Annotated in this window: 17 protein-coding genes and 1 tRNA gene; 12 read left to right on the top strand and 6 right to left on the bottom strand. The window is 67.1% G+C overall.

The annotated features are described in order from the left end of the window. Both JWP60_RS23090 and JWP60_RS23085 read left to right on the top strand, forming a co-directional pair. Positions 1-657, top strand: a 657-nt coding sequence (locus JWP60_RS23090; RefSeq protein WP_299796675.1) for a polyprenyl synthetase family protein, incomplete at its 5' end; no start/stop codon positions are given. 30 nt (positions 658-687) lie between these two features. After that, positions 688-764, top strand: a tRNA-Pro gene (locus JWP60_RS23085). On the opposite strand, the gene JWP60_RS23080 is transcribed toward JWP60_RS23085, so the two are convergent. Further along, positions 753-956 (bottom strand): hypothetical protein, encoded by a 204-nt coding sequence (locus JWP60_RS23080; protein ID WP_299796672.1) that lies wholly within the window; start codon positions 954-956, stop codon positions 753-755. The genes JWP60_RS23085 and JWP60_RS23080 overlap by 12 nt on opposite strands. A 137-nt stretch (positions 957-1093) precedes the next feature. Between JWP60_RS23080 and pilB the strand changes: the two genes are divergently transcribed. From pilB to JWP60_RS23050, 6 genes are read left to right on the top strand one after another with little or no spacing between them, the layout of a single operon-like run. Then, the gene (gene pilB / locus JWP60_RS23075; RefSeq protein WP_299796669.1) at positions 1094-2824 is read left to right on the top strand and encodes a type IV-A pilus assembly ATPase PilB; all 1731 of its coding nucleotides are present in this window, start codon (positions 1094-1096) and stop codon (positions 2822-2824) included. 29 nt (positions 2825-2853) lie between these two features. After that, complete coding sequence (locus JWP60_RS23070) at positions 2854-4071, top strand: type II secretion system F family protein (RefSeq protein WP_299796666.1); 1218 nt, start codon at positions 2854-2856, stop codon at positions 4069-4071. Beyond that, positions 4071-4934, top strand: coding sequence for an A24 family peptidase (locus JWP60_RS23065; protein ID WP_299796663.1), 864 nt, complete (start codon positions 4071-4073; stop codon positions 4932-4934). Before JWP60_RS23070 ends, JWP60_RS23065 begins: the two co-directional genes overlap by 1 nt. Positions 4935-4943: 9 nt before the next feature. After that, complete coding sequence (gene coaE / locus JWP60_RS23060; RefSeq protein ID WP_299796660.1) at positions 4944-5546, top strand: dephospho-CoA kinase; 603 nt, start codon at positions 4944-4946, stop codon at positions 5544-5546. Positions 5547-5589: 43 nt separating this feature from the next. After that, positions 5590-6342: a cell division protein ZapD gene (gene zapD / locus JWP60_RS23055; protein ID WP_299796657.1), complete on the top strand. Its 753-nt coding sequence runs from the start codon at positions 5590-5592 to the stop codon at positions 6340-6342. A gap of 8 nt (positions 6343-6350) precedes the next feature. Further along, positions 6351-6557 carry a DNA gyrase inhibitor YacG gene (locus tag JWP60_RS23050; RefSeq protein ID WP_299796654.1) on the top strand — a complete coding sequence of 69 codons (207 nt, stop codon included), beginning with the start codon at positions 6351-6353 and terminating at the stop codon, positions 6555-6557. A 135-nt stretch (positions 6558-6692) separates the two neighbouring features. Here JWP60_RS23050 and JWP60_RS23045 read toward each other — a convergent pair whose 3' ends face one another. From JWP60_RS23045 to JWP60_RS23030, 4 genes are read right to left on the bottom strand one after another with little or no spacing between them, the layout of a single operon-like run. Further along, entirely contained in the window at positions 6693-7157 is a 465-nt protein-coding gene (locus JWP60_RS23045; RefSeq protein WP_299796651.1) for an NUDIX domain-containing protein, read from the bottom strand. Further along, positions 7154-8026, bottom strand: coding sequence for an ATP-binding protein (locus JWP60_RS23040; RefSeq protein WP_299796648.1), 873 nt, complete (start codon positions 8024-8026; stop codon positions 7154-7156). Before JWP60_RS23040 ends, JWP60_RS23045 begins: the two co-directional genes overlap by 4 nt. Then, positions 8023-9249 (bottom strand): bifunctional glutamate N-acetyltransferase/amino-acid acetyltransferase ArgJ, encoded by a 1227-nt coding sequence (gene argJ / locus JWP60_RS23035; protein ID WP_299796645.1) that lies wholly within the window; start codon positions 9247-9249, stop codon positions 8023-8025. Before argJ ends, JWP60_RS23040 begins: the two co-directional genes overlap by 4 nt. 34 nt (positions 9250-9283) lie before the next feature. Continuing rightward, positions 9284-9721, bottom strand: coding sequence for a rhodanese-like domain-containing protein (locus JWP60_RS23030; RefSeq protein WP_299796642.1), 438 nt, complete (start codon positions 9719-9721; stop codon positions 9284-9286). Between the two features lie 45 nt (positions 9722-9766). On the opposite strand from JWP60_RS23030, the gene JWP60_RS23025 reads away from it, so the two are divergent. The 3 genes from JWP60_RS23025 to JWP60_RS23015 all read left to right on the top strand — a co-directional run bounded on the left by JWP60_RS23025 (position 9767) and on the right by JWP60_RS23015 (position 13735). Continuing rightward, positions 9767-9937, top strand: coding sequence for a hypothetical protein (locus JWP60_RS23025; protein ID WP_299796640.1), 171 nt, complete (start codon positions 9767-9769; stop codon positions 9935-9937). A gap of 50 nt (positions 9938-9987) precedes the next feature. After that, complete coding sequence (gene icmF / locus JWP60_RS23020) at positions 9988-13281, top strand: fused isobutyryl-CoA mutase/GTPase IcmF (protein WP_299796637.1); 3294 nt, start codon at positions 9988-9990, stop codon at positions 13279-13281. A gap of 97 nt (positions 13282-13378) precedes the next feature. Beyond that, positions 13379-13735: an STAS/SEC14 domain-containing protein gene (locus JWP60_RS23015; protein ID WP_299796633.1), complete on the top strand. Its 357-nt coding sequence runs from the start codon at positions 13379-13381 to the stop codon at positions 13733-13735. 84 nt (positions 13736-13819) lie between these two features. On the opposite strand, the gene JWP60_RS23010 is transcribed toward JWP60_RS23015, so the two are convergent. Then, on the bottom strand, positions 13820-14914 hold the full coding sequence (locus JWP60_RS23010; protein ID WP_299796630.1) for a 3-deoxy-7-phosphoheptulonate synthase: 1095 nt from the start codon (positions 14912-14914) through the stop codon (positions 13820-13822). A 36-nt stretch (positions 14915-14950) separates the two neighbouring features. On the opposite strand from JWP60_RS23010, the gene JWP60_RS23005 reads away from it, so the two are divergent. Then, positions 14951-15733, top strand: a complete 783-nt coding sequence (locus tag JWP60_RS23005) for an alpha/beta hydrolase (RefSeq protein ID WP_299796628.1) — start codon at positions 14951-14953, stop codon at positions 15731-15733. The last annotated feature ends 34 nt before the right edge of the window (positions 15734-15767 follow it).

Below are 15767 nucleotides of genomic sequence, written 5' to 3'. Positions count from 1 at the left end.
AACCCGGCGAGCGTGCTGGTCGGCGACTTCCTCTACTCGCGCGCTTTCCAGATGATGCTGGATGCCCACGACATGCGCGTGATGGAGATCCTGGCCGAAGCCACCAACGTCATCGCCGAGGGCGAGGTCATGCAGCTGATGAACATGCACGACCCCGAGCTCGACGAAAAGTCGTACCTGCAGGTGATCCGCTCCAAGACCGCCAAGCTGTTCGAGGCCAGCGCGCGCCTGGGTGCGGTGCTGGCAGGTGCCTCGCCGCAAGTGGAACAGACCTGCGCCGACTATGGCCAGGCGCTGGGCACCGCCTTCCAGGTCATCGACGACGTGCTCGATTACACGGGTACCGCGCAGGAGTTGGGCAAGAACCTGGGCGACGACCTGCGCGAAGGCAAGGTGACGCTGCCCCTGATCGCGGCCATGCGCCGCGGCACCGCGGAACAGAGCGCCTTGATCCGGCGCGCCATCGAGACCAGCGGCCTCGACGAGCTCGATCACATCATTGCCATCGTGCGCGAAACCGGCGCGCTGGACGTGGCCCACGAGGCCGCCGCGGCGGAGGCGCAACGTGCAATGTCAGCTGCGCAACAGCTGCCGATGAATGCGCATGCTCAGGCTTTGGTACAATTGGCCGCTTCGCTGCTGCAACGTCGCAACTGACCCTTGGGTGCGGCGGAGGCAAATGCAAATCGGGGTGTAGCTTAGCCTGGTAGAGCGCTACGTTCGGGACGTAGAGGCCGGAGGTTCGAATCCTCTCACCCCGACCAGGTTTTCCCTTGCAAGATCGGGCAGCGCAGGCTGCCCGATCTGCTTTCCGGGCCGCCTTCGTCCAGCGCGCATGCGCACCGTGGCACGAACAGCGCGGCCAGGCACACCGAGTTCGATCGCTCCATTGCGTGCAGTTTTTCGCGAGCTGCAGCCTGCGAAAGTAACAAGGCATTGCGCAACCGGTGCATCATGCATGGCGCCGTGACTTCGTACCAACGTCGGCCTTTTGCGGAGGCCTTTCGCATTTACTTCAGCTCGGCTTTTCGGGATGATCGGATGGTGATATCCGCCCCCGTCGGCCCGGCCGACCTCCCTCAGACACCGAGCCATGGCCGCCGTCGACTCCGCTGAAGCCTCTGCCCTGGCCCTGCCGGGCCTCGGCCGCGCGCTCGTGCTCGCCGGCAAGCTGGGTCAGAAGGCCGCTGAGGACCTGTTCCGCAAGGCCACGGCCAACCGCACCAGCTTCATCGCCGAACTCACGGGTTCCGGCGCGGTCTCGGCCGCCGACCTGGCGCACACCATGTCGGTCGCCTTCGGCGCGCCCGTGCTCGACCTCGACGCGATCGATCTGCACCGGCTGCCCAAGGGCCTGCTGGACATCAAGATCTGCCAGGGCTATCGCGTGGTGGTGCTGTCCAAGCGCAACAACCGGTTGATCGTCGCCACGGCCGATCCGTCGGATCAGCAGGCTGCCGAGAAGATCAAGTTCGCCACGCAGATGGGCGTGGACTGGGTCATTGCCGAATACGACAAGCTCAGCAAGATGGTCGAGGGCCTGGCCACCACGGCCACCGAGGCCATGGACTCGATCATCGGCGACGACTTCGAGTTCGACGAGTCGACCATCGACAGCTCGAACGTCGACGAGGACAACGGCGCCGCCTCGGACGTCGACGATGCCCCGGTCGTCAAGTTCCTGCACAAGATGCTGCTCGATGCCATCGGCGCCCGCGCATCCGACCTGCACTTCGAGCCTTACGAGCACGTGTACCGCGTGCGCTTTCGCGTCGACGGCGAACTGCGCGAGATCGCCTCGCCGCCGGTGGCGATCAAGGACAAGCTCGCCTCCCGCATCAAGGTGATCTCCCGCATGGACATCTCCGAGAAGCGGGTGCCGCAGGACGGCCGGATGAAGCTCAAGGTCGGTCCCGACAAGGTGATCGACTTCCGGGTCTCGACCTTGCCGACGCTGTTCGGCGAGAAGATCGTGATCCGGATCCTGGATCCGAGCAGCGCCCGCCTGGGCATCGAGGCCCTGGGCTACGAGCTCGAGGAAAAGAACCGCCTGCTCAAGTCGATCGAGCGTCCCTACGGCATGATCCTGGTGACCGGTCCCACCGGTTCGGGCAAGACCGTGTCGCTCTACACCTGTCTCAACCTGCTGAACAAGCCAGGCGTGAACATTTCCACCGCCGAAGACCCGGCGGAAATCAACCTGCCCGGCGTCAACCAGGTCAACGTGAACGACAAGGCCGGCCTCACGTTCTCGGTGGCCCTCAAGTCCTTCCTGCGGCAGGACCCGGACATCATCATGGTTGGCGAAATCCGCGACCTGGAAACCGCCGACATCGCGATCAAGGCCGCCCAGACCGGCCACCTCGTGCTGTCGACGCTGCACACCAACGACGCGCCGGCCACGCTGACGCGCCTGCGCAACATGGGCATCGCGCCCTTCAACATCGCATCGTCCGTGATCCTGATCACGGCGCAGCGGCTTGCGCGGCGCCTGTGCGGCCAGTGCAAGGCACCGATGGACATTCCGTACGAGACCCTGCTCGACGCGGGCTACAAGGAAGAAGAAGTCGACGGCAGCTGGACGCCCTACCACCCGGTGGGCTGTTCGGCGTGCAACAACGGCTACAAGGGACGGGTCGGCATCTACCAGGTGATGCCGATCAGCGAGGACATGCAGCGGATCATCCTGGCCGACGGCAGCGCCCTCGAGATCGCCAAGCAGGCGACGGTCGAAGGCGTGCGCAGCCTGCGTGAATCCGGCCTGCACAAGGTGAAGCTGGGCCTGACTTCCCTCGAGGAAGTGCTGGCCGTCACCAACGAATAGAACAGCGCAAGACGCATCAAGGAGCCTCGATGGCCACCGCAGCAGCAACAGGAACGAAGGAATTCGTCTTTGAATGGGAAGGTCGCGACCGCAACGGCAAGCAGGTCCGTGGCGAGACCCGCGCCGGCGGCGAGAACCAGGTACGCGCATCGCTGCGCCGCCAGGGCGTCAACCCGATCAAGATCAAGAAGCGCCGCATGCGCTCGGGCGCGCGGATCAAGCCCAAGGACATCTCGATCTTCACCCGCCAGCTGGCCACCATGATGAAGGCCGGCGTGCCCCTGCTGCAGTCCTTCGACATCGTGGGCCGCGGCAACGCGAACGCCAGCGTGACCAAGCTGCTGAACGACGTCCGCACGGACGTCGAGACCGGCACCTCGCTCTCGTCGGCCTTCCGCAAGTACCCGCGGTACTTCGACACCCTGTACTGCAACCTGGTCGAGGCTGGTGAACAGGCCGGTATTCTCGAAAGCCTGCTGGACCGGCTGGCCACGTACATGGAAAAGACCGAGGGCATCAAGTCCAAGATGAAGTCGGCGCTGATGTACCCGATCGCGGTGCTGGTGGTCGCCTTCGTGGTGGTGACGGTGATCATGATCTTCGTGATCCCGGCGTTCAAGGAGGTGTTCTCCTCCTTCGGCGCCGACCTGCCGGCCCCCACGCTGATGGTGATCGCCATGAGCGAGTTCTTCGTCAAGTTCTGGTGGCTGATCTTCAGCGTGATCGGCGGCGGCCTCTACTTCTTCATGCAGGCCTGGAAGCGCAACCAGAAGGTGCAGCAGTTCATGGACCGGGTCATGCTGAAGCTGCCGGTGTTCGGCGACCTGGTCTACAAGTCGGTGCTCGCGCGCTGGACGCGCACCCTCGCCACGATGTTCGCCGCCGGCGTGCCGCTGGTGGAGGCACTGGACTCCGTGGGCGGAGCCTCGGGCAACTCGGTGTACGAGCTGGCCACCCAGAAGATCCAGCAGGAGGTCTCCACCGGCACCAGCCTCACCGCGGCCATGACCAACGCCAACGTGTTCCCCTCGATGGTGCTGCAGATGTGTGCCATCGGCGAGGAGTCGGGCTCGATCGACCACATGCTGGGCAAGGCGGCGGACTTCTACGAAGCCGAGGTCGACGACATGGTGGCAGGCCTCTCCAGCCTGATGGAGCCGATCATCATCGTGGTCCTGGGCGGCATCATCGGCGGCATCGTGATCTCGATGTACCTGCCTATCTTCAAGCTGGGGCAAGTCGTCTGATGGTGGCTGGTGCAATGCTGGACGCGGCGATCGCCGGCGTCCTGGGGCTCCTGATCGGAAGCTTCCTCAACGTCGTCATCTATCGTTTCCCGAAGATGCTCGAGCGCCAGTGGAGCGCGGAGTGCGCGGAGTACAGCGGCCAGCCGGTCAAGGAGGAAGAGCCCTTCAACCTGGTGGTGCCGCGCTCGCGCTGCCGCGAGTGCGGCCACCAGATCCGCTGGTACGAGAACATCCCGGTGGTCAGCTGGCTGGCCTTGCGCGGCAAGTGCTCGCAATGCGGCACGCGCATCAGCATGCGTTATCCCGTGGTGGAACTGGTCACCGCCGGTTTCTTCGCGCTGTGCGGCTGGCGCTGGGGGATCACCCTTCACGCTGCGGCCTGGGCGGCCTTCGCGGCGCTGCTGATCTGCCTGTTCCTGATCGACATGGACACGCAGATCCTGCCGGATGACCTGAACTACTCGCTGCTGTGGCTGGGCCTCATCGTCTCGGCGCTGGGATGGACCGTGCCGCTGGAGTCCGCGGTGTGGGGCGCGGCCCTCGGCTACCTGGTGTTCTGGGGCATCTTCCAGGCCTTCAAGCTGGCCACCGGCAAGGAGGGCATGGGCTACGGCGACTTCAAGCTGCTGGCCGCGCTGGGCGCCTGGCTGGGCGCGCACTACCTGCTGGCGATCATCCTGCTGTCATCGATCGTCGGCGCGGTCATCGGCATCCTGCTGATCATCGTGGGCAAGCTGGCCAACAAGGACATCCCGATGCCCTTCGGCCCTTACCTGGCGGGCGCCGGCCTGCTGTCGCTGGCCCTCAGCCCCGCCGCCGTGCCGGCGCTGCTGCCCTTCGCCTTCCCCTTCGGCGTGCACTGAGCGGTCAGCGTGGCCACGCGCATCGGCCTCACCGGCGGCATCGGCAGCGGCAAGAGCACCGTGCTGGCGATGCTGCAGGCGCTGGGCGCGGCGGCCATCGATGCCGATGCGATCTCGCGTGCGACCACCGCCAGCGGCGGCGCGGCGATCGCGGCGATCGCGCGGCAATTCGGTCCGGAATTCATAGCGGTCGACGGCGCGCTCGATCGCGCCCGCATGCGCGAACAGGCTTATGCGCAGCCCCAGGCGCGGCGCGCGCTGGAGCAGATCATCCATCCGCTGGTGGGCGAGGAAATCGAGCGCCAGGTGCAGGCCGCGCTGGCGGCGGGCACGCGCAGCATCGTCTTCGACATTCCGCTGCTGGTCGAGTCGACCCGCTGGCGCCCGCAGCTCGATCGCGTGCTGGTGGTCGATTGCTCGCCCGAGACGCAGGTGGCGCGCGTGGTGGCGCGCAGCGGCCTCGCCCCCGAGGAAGTGCGCACCATCATCGCCGCCCAGGCGCCCCGCGCACTGCGCCTCGCGGCGGCGGACGTCGTGATCTGCAACGAGGGCCTCAGCCTCGATGCATTGCGGCACGAAGTGCAACAGGCAGCGCAGTCCTTCGGGCTATGATGGCGCCCTGCGACCGAATGCCCGGTCGCCGCACCGCCCCCGCGTGATCCTCTACGAATACCCCTTCAACGAACGAATCCGGACCTACCTGCGGCTGGAACACCTGTTTCGCCGCCTGGGCGAACTGATTCCGCGCAGCCATCCGCTGGACCACCACTACGCGCTCGGCACCATCTTCGAAGTGATGGATGTCGGCGCGCGCGCGGACCTCAAGTCCGACGTGCTCAAGGACCTCGAGCGACAGAAGCAGGTGCTCAATGGCTACCGCGGCAACCCCGGCGTGGCCGAGGCGGTGCTGGACAAGATCGTCACGCAGATGGAGTCCTGCTTCAGCGCGGTCAACGGCACGCCGGGCAAGGCGGGCCAGTCGCTCACCGAGAACGAGTGGCTCATGAGCATTCGCAGCCGCGCCGGCATTCCCGGCGGCACCTGCGAATTCGACCTGCCCGGCTACTACGCCTGGCAGCACCGGCCGCCCGAGGAAAGGCGTGCCGACCTGGAACGCTGGGCCTCGACGCTGGCGCCGCTGGCCGAATCGATCCATTTGCTGCTCAAGCTGCTGCGCGACTCCGGCATGCCGCAGAAGGTGATGGCCAGCGCCGGCCAGTTGCAGCAGACGCTGCCGCAGGGGCGCACCTTCCAGCTGCTGCGCCTGCGCATCGATCCGAACTTGGGACTGGTGCCGGAAATCAGCGGCAACCGGCTGATCGTGTCGGTGCGCCTGATGCGGCAGGAGAGCGATCGCCTGCAATCGAGCAGCGACAACACTCCTTTCGAACTGACTCTTTGCGCCTGAGGCAAGCCATGGCCACCCGCGCCGACAAACCGCGCATCGTGCGCTGCCCCGCCTGCGGCGGCGACAGCATCTACGCACCGACCAATCCCTATCGGCCCTTCTGCTGCGAACGCTGCAAGAACCTGGACTTCGGGGCCTGGGCGAGCGAAAGCTTCCGGGTGCCGGAAGACACGCCGCCGGATGAATTGCCTTTCGGTGATCCGAAGGAGCAGTAACAACCAATATCCGGACGCAGAAGGCGCAGAAGTTACGCGGAAGACGCAGAACAGAAAAAATCTTTTAAAGGATGTTCTTCCGCGCCTTCTGCGCAACTTCTGCGCCTTCTGCGTCCGGTTGCTGGTCTTTGACTTTCAGTGCGTCGCGCCGACAAACCCGCGTTCCTCGGCAAACCACTTCAACACCGGCACCGTCCCCGGCAACACCGGCTGCACCGTCACCGGCAATTGCTGCCACGCGCACTGCTGGCCCTCGTGCATGTGCAGCTCGCCGGTCCACTGGTAGACCTTGCAGAAGTGCAGCCGCACCAGCGCATGCGGATAGTCCACGCGCTCCACGCGCCAGGGCTGCACCGCAGCTATCGTGAGGCCGATCTCCTCCTGCAGCTCGCGCCGCAGCGCCTGCTCGATCGTCTCGCCGGGCTCCACCTTGCCGCCGGGAAATTCCCAGTAGCCCTCATACACCTTGCCCGGCGGCCGCGAGGTGAGCAGGAAGGCGCCGTCGCCGCGAATCAGCACGCCGACCGCGACCGCCACTTCCTTGCGGTCCGGGCCGCCTTCACGCGGGCGGTCCGCATCGGCGACCAGGGGCTGGTTCACGCGTGATGCCGCCCGGCGTAATCGCGCGCGAACTGGTAGGCCACGCGGCCGCTGCGCGAGCCGCGCTCCAGCGCCCACACCAGCGCCTGCGGACGCGCCGCCTCGATCTCCCCGGGCGGAACCTTGAAGTGCTCCAGCCACGTGGCCGTGATGTGCAGGTACTCTTCCTGGCTGAAGGGATAGAAGCTCACCCACAGGCCGAAGCGCTCGGACAGCGAGATCTTCTCCTCCACCACTTCACCGGGATGCACCTCGCCGTCATCGGTGTGCGTGTACGTGAGGTTCTCCTTCATGTACTCGGGCAGCAGGTGGCGGCGGTTGCTGGTGGCGTAGATCAGCACGTTGGCCGTCGATGCGGCCACCGATCCGTCGAGGATCGACTTGAGCGCCTTGTAGCCGGGCTCGCCCTCCTCGAAGCTCAGGTCGTCGCAGAACACCATGAACTTCTCGGGCCGCCCGGAGACCACGTCGATGAGGTCCGGCAGGTCCACGAGGTCGGCCTTGTCGACCTCGATCAGGCGCAGGCCCCGCGGCGCGTACTCGTTCAGGCAGGCCTTGATCAGCGACGACTTGCCGGTGCCGCGCGCGCCGGTCAGCAGCACGTTGTTGGCCGGATGGCCCTGCACGAACTGGATCGTGTTGCGCTGGATCTTCTCCTTCTGCGGCTCGATCTCCTTGAGGTCGTCGAGTGCAATCACGGCGACGTGCTTCACCGGCTCGAGCACCCCATGGCCACTGGAGCGCTTGCGGTAGCGCCAGGCAATGGAGGCGTTCCAGTCGGGAGCCGAGAGGGGTTGCGGCAGGATGGCTTCGATGCGGGACAGCAGTTGCATGCCCCGTTCGATCAGTTGTTCGAATCGATCGCTCATGAACGGTAATCGGCGTTGATGGTCACGTACTCGTGGCTGAAGTCGCAGGTCCACACCTGGTCGGCGGCATCGCCGCGGCCCAGCCCCACGCGCACGGTGATCTCGGACTGCTTCATCACGCGCTGCCCGTCCTCCTCGCGGTACGAGGGATTGCGGCCGCCGCGCGTGGCGACGTGCACGTCGTCGAGGTGCAGCTCGATGCGCGTCTGGTCCAGGTCGTCGATGCCGGCATAGCCGACGGCGGCAAGGATGCGCCCGAGGTTGGGATCGCTCGCGAAGAACGCGGTCTTCACCAGCGGCGAATGCGCGATGGCATAGGCAACCTGGCGGCACTCGGCCGCGGTCTTGCCGCCCTCCACCCGCACGGTGATGAACTTGGTCGCGCCCTCGCCGTCGCGCACGATGGCTTGCGCCAGCAGGCGCGCGACTTCGAGCATGGCCTCCTTCAGCGCGGCGCCCGCGGGCGTGCGGAAGGAGGTGACCACGGGGTGGCGCGCCTGGTTGGTGGCGATCACCACGAAGGAGTCGTTGGTCGACGTGTCGCCATCGACGGTCGCGCGGTTGAACGAGCCCTCGGCCAGTTCGAAGGCCAGCTCGGACAGCAGCTTGGGATCGATCTGCGCATCGGTCGCCAGGAAGCCCAGCATGGTCGCCATGTTCGGGCGGATCATGCCCGCGCCCTTGCTGATGCCGGTGATGGTCACCGTGGCGCCCTCGACCTGCACCTGCCGGCTGTACGCCTTGGGCAGCGTGTCGGTGGTCATGATGCCCTCGGCCGCCTTCAGCCAGTGCGTGGGCCGGGCGTCGGCGATGGCCGCCGGCAGTCCGCGCTCGATGCGGTCGTTGGGCAGCGGCTCCATGATCACGCCGGTGGAGAAAGGCAGCACCTGTTCGGGCGCCACTTCCAGCAGGCGGGCGGCGGCGATGCAGGTGGAGCGCGCGCGCACCAGGCCGTCCTCGCCGGTGCCCGCGTTGGCGTTGCCGGTGTTGATCACCAGCGCCCGGATGTCGCTGTGCAGCAGGTGCTCGCGGCACACCTGCACGGGGGCGGCGCAGAAGCGGTTGCGCGTGAACACGCCGGCCACCGCCGCGCCTTCGTCCAGCAGGAAGACGGTGAGGTCCTTGCGGTTGGCCTTGCGGATGCCCGCTTCGGCCACACCGATGCGCACGCCGGCGACCGGGTGCAGCGAGTCCGCGCTGGGGGCGCTCAGGTTGACTGCCATGGAGATGCCTTGTGGAAAAGTGGAGAGCGCCGCTTCAGCCCTGGCGCCACGGCAGCCCGCGCACGCGCCAGCCGCCGGAGGTGTTGCGATGGCCGTCGGCGTCGGGATTGCCTTCGAAGCCTTCGAGGATGTTGTACGCCTCGATGCCGATCTCGGTCGCGCACCTGGCGGCCGCGATCGAGCGCACGCCGCTGCGGCACAGCAGCACGGCCTTCTTGCCGGGCGGCACGAGCGCGCGCAGCTTCTCGCCGAACTGCGGATCGATCTGCATGCCGGGCCAGTGCTTCCATTCGAGGGCCGCGGCCCCCGGGATGAAGCCGACCCAGTCGCGCTCGGCATCGGTGCGGACATCCACCAGCACCGCCTCGCCCGACTGCCACCAGCGGCAGGCCAGGTCGGGCGACACATCGCCCGCATAGCCCTCGGCCGGCTGGGGCTGGCCGGGCTCGCGGTCGGAAGAGGAGGAGTTCATTCCGCGATTTTGCCAGCCTGGAGAACGGGGGGTGCAAAAGCAATCTTGAACGCAGAAGACGCAGAAGTGGCGCAGAAGACGCAGAAGGAATCAAAAGCAAAAGTTCGGAAGTTCTTCTGCGTGTTCTGCGTCACTTCTGCGCCTTCTGCGTTCGAATTGCTCGAACAGGCACCGCTCCGGTCAGCAGCCCTGGACGAGCGATCGACAGCCCGTTGACGTTGACGTAAACGTCAATTAAGGTGACAGCTTCCTCGAGGCACCACCCCATGACCGACCTGTCCGCCGAATTCAAGGCGCTTGCCAGCTATCGCCCGACGAACAAGGTGCGCTTCGTCACCGCCGCCTCGCTGTTCGACGGCCACGACGCGGCCATCAACATCATGCGGCGCATCCTGCAGGGCATGGGCGCCGAGGTGATCCACCTGGGGCACAACCGCAGCGTCGACGAGGTCGTCACCGCCGCCTTGCAGGAGGACGTGCAGGGCATCGCCGTCAGCTCCTACCAGGGCGGGCACGTCGAATACTTCAGGTATATGGTCGACCTGCTGCGCCAGCGCGGCGGCGAGCACATCCAGGTCTTCGGCGGCGGCGGCGGCGTGATCATCCCGGCGGAAATCCGCGAGCTGCAGGACTACGGCGTCGCCCGCATCTACAGCCCCGAGGACGGCCAGCGCATGGGCCTGGCCGGAATGATCGGCGAGATGGTGATGCGATCCGACCGCGACCTCTCGCCATTCGCGCCGACCGCGCTGGCGGCCCTGCAGGGCCACGCCGAAGCGAACTGGCGCGCGCTGGCGCAGCTGATCACCGCGCTGGAAAACGGCAGCGCCGATGCGAAGTTGCTCGAGGCCATTCGCGGTGACGCCGCGACCCGCCGCATTCCCGTGGTCGGCGTCACCGGCACGGGCGGCGCGGGCAAGTCCTCGCTCACCGACGAAATCGTGCGCCGTTTGCGGCTGGACCAGGACGACCGCCTGCGCATCGCCGTCATCTCGATCGATCCCTCGCGCCGCAAGAGCGGCGGCGCCCTGCTCGGCGATCGCATCCGCATGAACGCGATCTCGCCCTGGAGCCAGGGCCCGCGGGTCTACATGCGTTCACTTGCCACGCGCGACTTCGGCAGCGCGATCTCCGCTGCGTTGGCCGACGTGATTGCCGCCTGCAAGGCGGCCGGCTTCGACCTGGTGATCGTCGAGACCTCCGGCATCGGCCAGGGCGACGCCGCGATCGTGCCGCACGTCGACGTACCGCTGTACGTGATGACGCCCGAGTTCGGTGCCGCGAGCCAGCTGGAAAAGATCGACATGCTGGATTTCGCGGAGTTCGTCGCGATCAACAAGTTCGACCGCAAGGGCGCGGCGGACGCACTGCGCGACGTCGCCAAGCAGGTGCAGCGCAATCGCGAGGCCTTCGGCCAGCGGCCCGAGGAGATGCCGGTCTTCGGCACCATGGCCGCGCGCTTCAACGACGACGGCGTGACCGCGCTGTACCAGGCACTGCAGCCGCGGCTGCAGGCACTGGGCCTGCCCCTGCGCGAAGGCCGGCTGCCGCCGGTGGCGGTGCGCCACAGCACGCACCAGACGCCCATCGTGCCGGCCGCCCGCACCCGCTATCTCGCCGAGATCGCCGACACGCTGCGCGGCTACAAGCAGCGCGTGCGCGCCCAGGCGCAGCTCGCGCGCGAGATCCAGCAGCTCAAGGAAGCGGCGCGCATGCTCAAGGCGGAAAAGCCCGGACGTGCGCCCGCCGCCGAAGCGACGCTCGATCTCGCCGGCCAGCGCCTCGCCCGCATGGACAAGGATGCCTTGCACCTGTTGCAGCAATGGCCCGACCTGCAGCAGGCGTACGCGGGCGACGAATACGCCGTGAAGATCCGCGACCGCGAGATCCGCACCAAGCTGACCTACACCTCGCTGTCCGGCACCGTGGTCCGCAAGGTCAGCCTGCCGAAGTACGAGGACCACGGCGAGATCCTGAAGTGGCTGATGCTGGAGAACGTGCCGGGCAGCTATCCCTATACCGCCGGCACCTTCGCCTTCAAGCGCGAGAACGAGGACCCCACGCGCATGTTCGCAGGCGAGGGCGACGCCTTCCGCACCAACCGTCGCTTCAAGCTGCTGTCCGCGGGCCTGCCGGCCAAGCGCCTGTCGACGGCCTTCGACTCGGTCACGCTGTACGGCAACGACCCCGACCCGCGCCCCGACATCTACGGCAAGGTGGGCAACTCCGGCGTCTCGATCGCGACGCTCGACGACCTGAAGGTGCTGTATTCCGGCTTCGACCTGTGCGATGCGGCGACCTCGGTGTCGATGACGATCAACGGCCCGGCCCCCACGATCCTCGCGATGTTCATGAACACCGCGATCGACCAGAACCTGGAGAAGTTCCAGGCCGACAACGGCCGCGAACCCAGCGACACCGAGGCCGCGAAGATCCGCGAATGGGTGCTGGCCAACGTGCGCGGCACGGTGCAGGCGGACATCCTGAAGGAAGACCAGGGGCAGAACACCTGCATCTTCTCCACCGAGTTCTCGCTCAAGGTGATGGGCGACATCGCGCAGTACTTCGTGCACCACGACGTGCGCAACTTCTATTCGGTGTCGATCTCGGGCTATCACATCGCCGAGGCGGGGGCCAACCCGATCTCGCAGCTGGCCTTCACGCTGTCGAACGGCTTCACCTTCGTCGAGGCCTATCTCGCGCGCGGGATGCACGTCGACGACTTCGCGCCCAACCTGTCCTTCTTCTTCTCCAACGGCATGGATCCGGAGTACACGGTGCTGGGCCGGGTGGCGCGCCGCATCTGGGCGGTGGCGATGAAGGAGCGCTACGGCGCCAACGAGCGCAGCCAGAAGCTGAAGTACCACGTCCAGACTTCGGGGCGCAGCCTGCACGCGCAGGAGATCGCGTTCAACGACATCCGCACCACGCTGCAGGCGCTGATCGCCATCTACGACAACTGCAATTCGCTGCACACCAACGCCTACGACGAGGCGATCACCACGCCCACCGAGGAAAGCGTGCGGCGCGCGATGGCGATTCAGCTGGTGATCAACCGCGAGTGGGGGCTGGCCAGGAACGAGAACCCGAACCAGGGCGCCTTCGTGATCGACGAGCTGACCGAGCTGGTGGAAGAAGCCGTTCTGTCCGAATTCGAACGCATCGCCGAACGCGGCGGCGTGCTGGGCGCCATGGAGACGGGCTACCAGCGCGGCCGCATCCAGGACGAGAGCATGCATTACGAGATGCGCAAGCACACCGGCGAGCTGCCCATCGTGGGCGTCAACACTTTCCGCAACCCGCAGGGCGATGCCATCCCGCAGAAGCTGGAACTCGCGCGCTCCACCGAGGAAGAAAAGCAGGGCCAGCTGCGTCGCCTGCGCGAGTTCCACGCCCGCCATGCCGCCGAGGCGCCGGCGATGCTCAAGCGCCTGCAGGAGGCCGTGATCGCCGACCGCAACGTGTTCGAGGTGTTGATGGATGCGGTGCGGGTCTGCTCGCTGGGGCAGATCACCAACGCCTTGTTCGAGGTTGGCGGGCAGTACCGCCGCAACATGTAGGGCCGCCGCCACGCGCGGGCTGCCTGGGCTACTCACTATGGCGGGGGCGTCGCCAGTACGGCATGCCTGGGGCCGGGAACGCGGCATACTCGCCGGCGTGACCGCCACGCTGCACTACACCCACGGCCCGGCTTTCGCGGCCGTGGAGATCACCGCCCTTGCCTTCATCGAAGACGTGGAACCCGTGCTGCGCGACATCGCGGAGCGCACGCGCGAGTACGGCGACCGGCGGATCCTGATCAACATCAACGACGTGGTCGGCACCTTCACCGCCGAAGAACACCAGATCATCGGCGCGCTGACCTATCGCTACCTCGCGCACATGGAGAAGGTGGCCACGCTGGCGCCGCCGGAGAAGATCACCGGGGTGAGCGCCGGGGTCGCACGGGCGAAGGGCTTGGAACTGCGGGCGTTTCCGGCGCTGGGGGATGCGGTGGGATGGCTGGTCTCGTGAAGGCCGCTGCCCCTCCTGAAGGGAGCTGAGCCAGTCCGCTCCCTCTCCCGCCTGCGGGAGAGGGCTGGGGTGAGGGCAGCCCCGTCACCCGCGCACGGCCGCCGCCAGCTCCCGCAGCACCTCCTGCGTCTGCGCCCAGCCGATGCACCCATCGGTGATCGACACCCCATGCGCCAGCGGCACGCCCGGCTTCAGGTCCTGGCGACCGGGCGCCAGGTGGCTCTCGATCATCACGCCGAGGATGCGGCGCTCGCCGCCTTGCAGCTGCTGCGCGATGTCCCGTGCAACCTCCGCCTGCCGGCGGTAGTCCTTGGAGGAATTGGCATGCGAGCAGTCGATCATCACGCGCTCGGTGACGCTGGCCTTGCGCAGGATGGCGCAGGCCGCCTCGATGTCCGCCGCTGAATAGTTGGGGCCCCGCGTGCCGCCACGCAGGATGATGTGGCAGTCGCCATTGCCGGTCGTCTCGAACACCGCGGCCTGCCCCATCTTCGTCATGCCCATGAAGGCATGCGGCGCTGCGCAGGCCACCAGCGCATCGGCGGCCATCTGCACGCCGCCATCGGTCCCGTTCTTGAAACCGATGGGGCAGCTCAGGCCCGAGGCCAGCTGGCGATGGCTCGGGCTCTCCGTGGTGCGCGCGCCGATCGCGCCCCAGCTGATCAGGTCGGAGATGTATTGCGGGCTCAGCAGGTCCAGGAACTCGGTGCCGGCGGGCAGCCCGAGCTGCGCGACTTCCAGCAGCAACTCGCGCGCAAGGCGCAGGCCCTCGTTGATGCGGAAGCTGCCGTCGAGGCGGGGATCGTTGATGAAACCCTTCCAGCCCACCGTGGTGCGCGGCTTCTCGAAGTAGACGCGCATCACCAGCAGCAGGTCCTGCCGCAGTTCGTCCGCCAGGGCGCGCAGCCGCTGCGCGTAATCGATCGCCTGCGCGTGGTCGTGGATGGAGCACGGACCGACCACCGCCAGCAGCCTGCGATCCTGGCCATGCACGATCGCGGCCACCTCGGCGCGGCTGCGCTCGACGAAGGCCTGCACGGACTCGTCCGCCGGCAGCTCGTACTGCAGCAGTGCCGGCGAGATCAGCGGCCGCACCTCGCGGATGCGCACGTCGTCCAGCCGCGTGGCTTGCGGCATCTCTTCGGCGCCCTCGGGGCGGGCGGCGGTGGCTGGGCTCATGGGACTCTCCTCGGTCCTGCACTATATTGGCTGCCCATGGCATTCGCTTCGATCGCGGTCGGCGATGCGCTTGTGCGCATCGAGTACGAATGGGTGGGCCCGGCAGCGCCGCAGGCGCCGACGATGGTCTTCCTGCACGAAGGGCTGGGCTCGGTCGCGATGTGGCGCGACTTCCCAGCGCGCCTGTGCGCGGCGGCGGGGCTGCGCGGGCTGGTCTATTCAAGGCCAGGCTACGGCCGCTCCACGCCGCGCCCTGCGCAGCAGCGCTGGCAGCCGGACTTCATGCACCGGCAGGCGCGCGAGGTGCTGCCCGCCCTGCTGCAAGCGCTGGACGTGCGGCAGCCCTGGCTGTTCGGGCACAGCGATGGCGGATCGATCGCGCTGCTTTTCGCTGCTGCATTTCCCACCGGGCTGAGCGGGGCAATCGTGCTGGCGCCGCACATCATGGTGGAGGAGGTGTCGGTGCGCAGCATCGCGCAGGTCCGCGAGGCCTACCTGCACACCGACCTGAAGCAGCGGCTCGCGCGCCATCACGACGACGTCGACTCCGCCTTCTGGGGCTGGAACGACATCTGGCTGGACCCGGCGTTTCGCGATTGGGCGATCGAGGAAGAAATCGCCGCGATCCGCTGCCCTGTGCTGGCGATCCAGGGGCTGGACGACGAGTACGGCACGCTGGAGCAGATCCGCGGGATTGCGCGGCGGGTGCCGCAGACGCGGTTGCTGGAGTTGTCGGAGTGCGGGCATTCGCCGCACCGGGATCGCGCCGAGGTGGTGATCGCGGCGGTGACCCGGTTCGTGGCGGATGCGGCTGTGTAGGCTGGGCTGCCGACAGGCACCCCAGCGTTCAGGC

This window comes from Ramlibacter sp. (genome assembly GCF_028291745.1).
Taxonomy (GTDB): Bacteria; Pseudomonadota; Gammaproteobacteria; order Burkholderiales; family Burkholderiaceae_C; genus Ramlibacter.
This window is presented reverse-complemented; position numbering and strand designations above follow the sequence as displayed.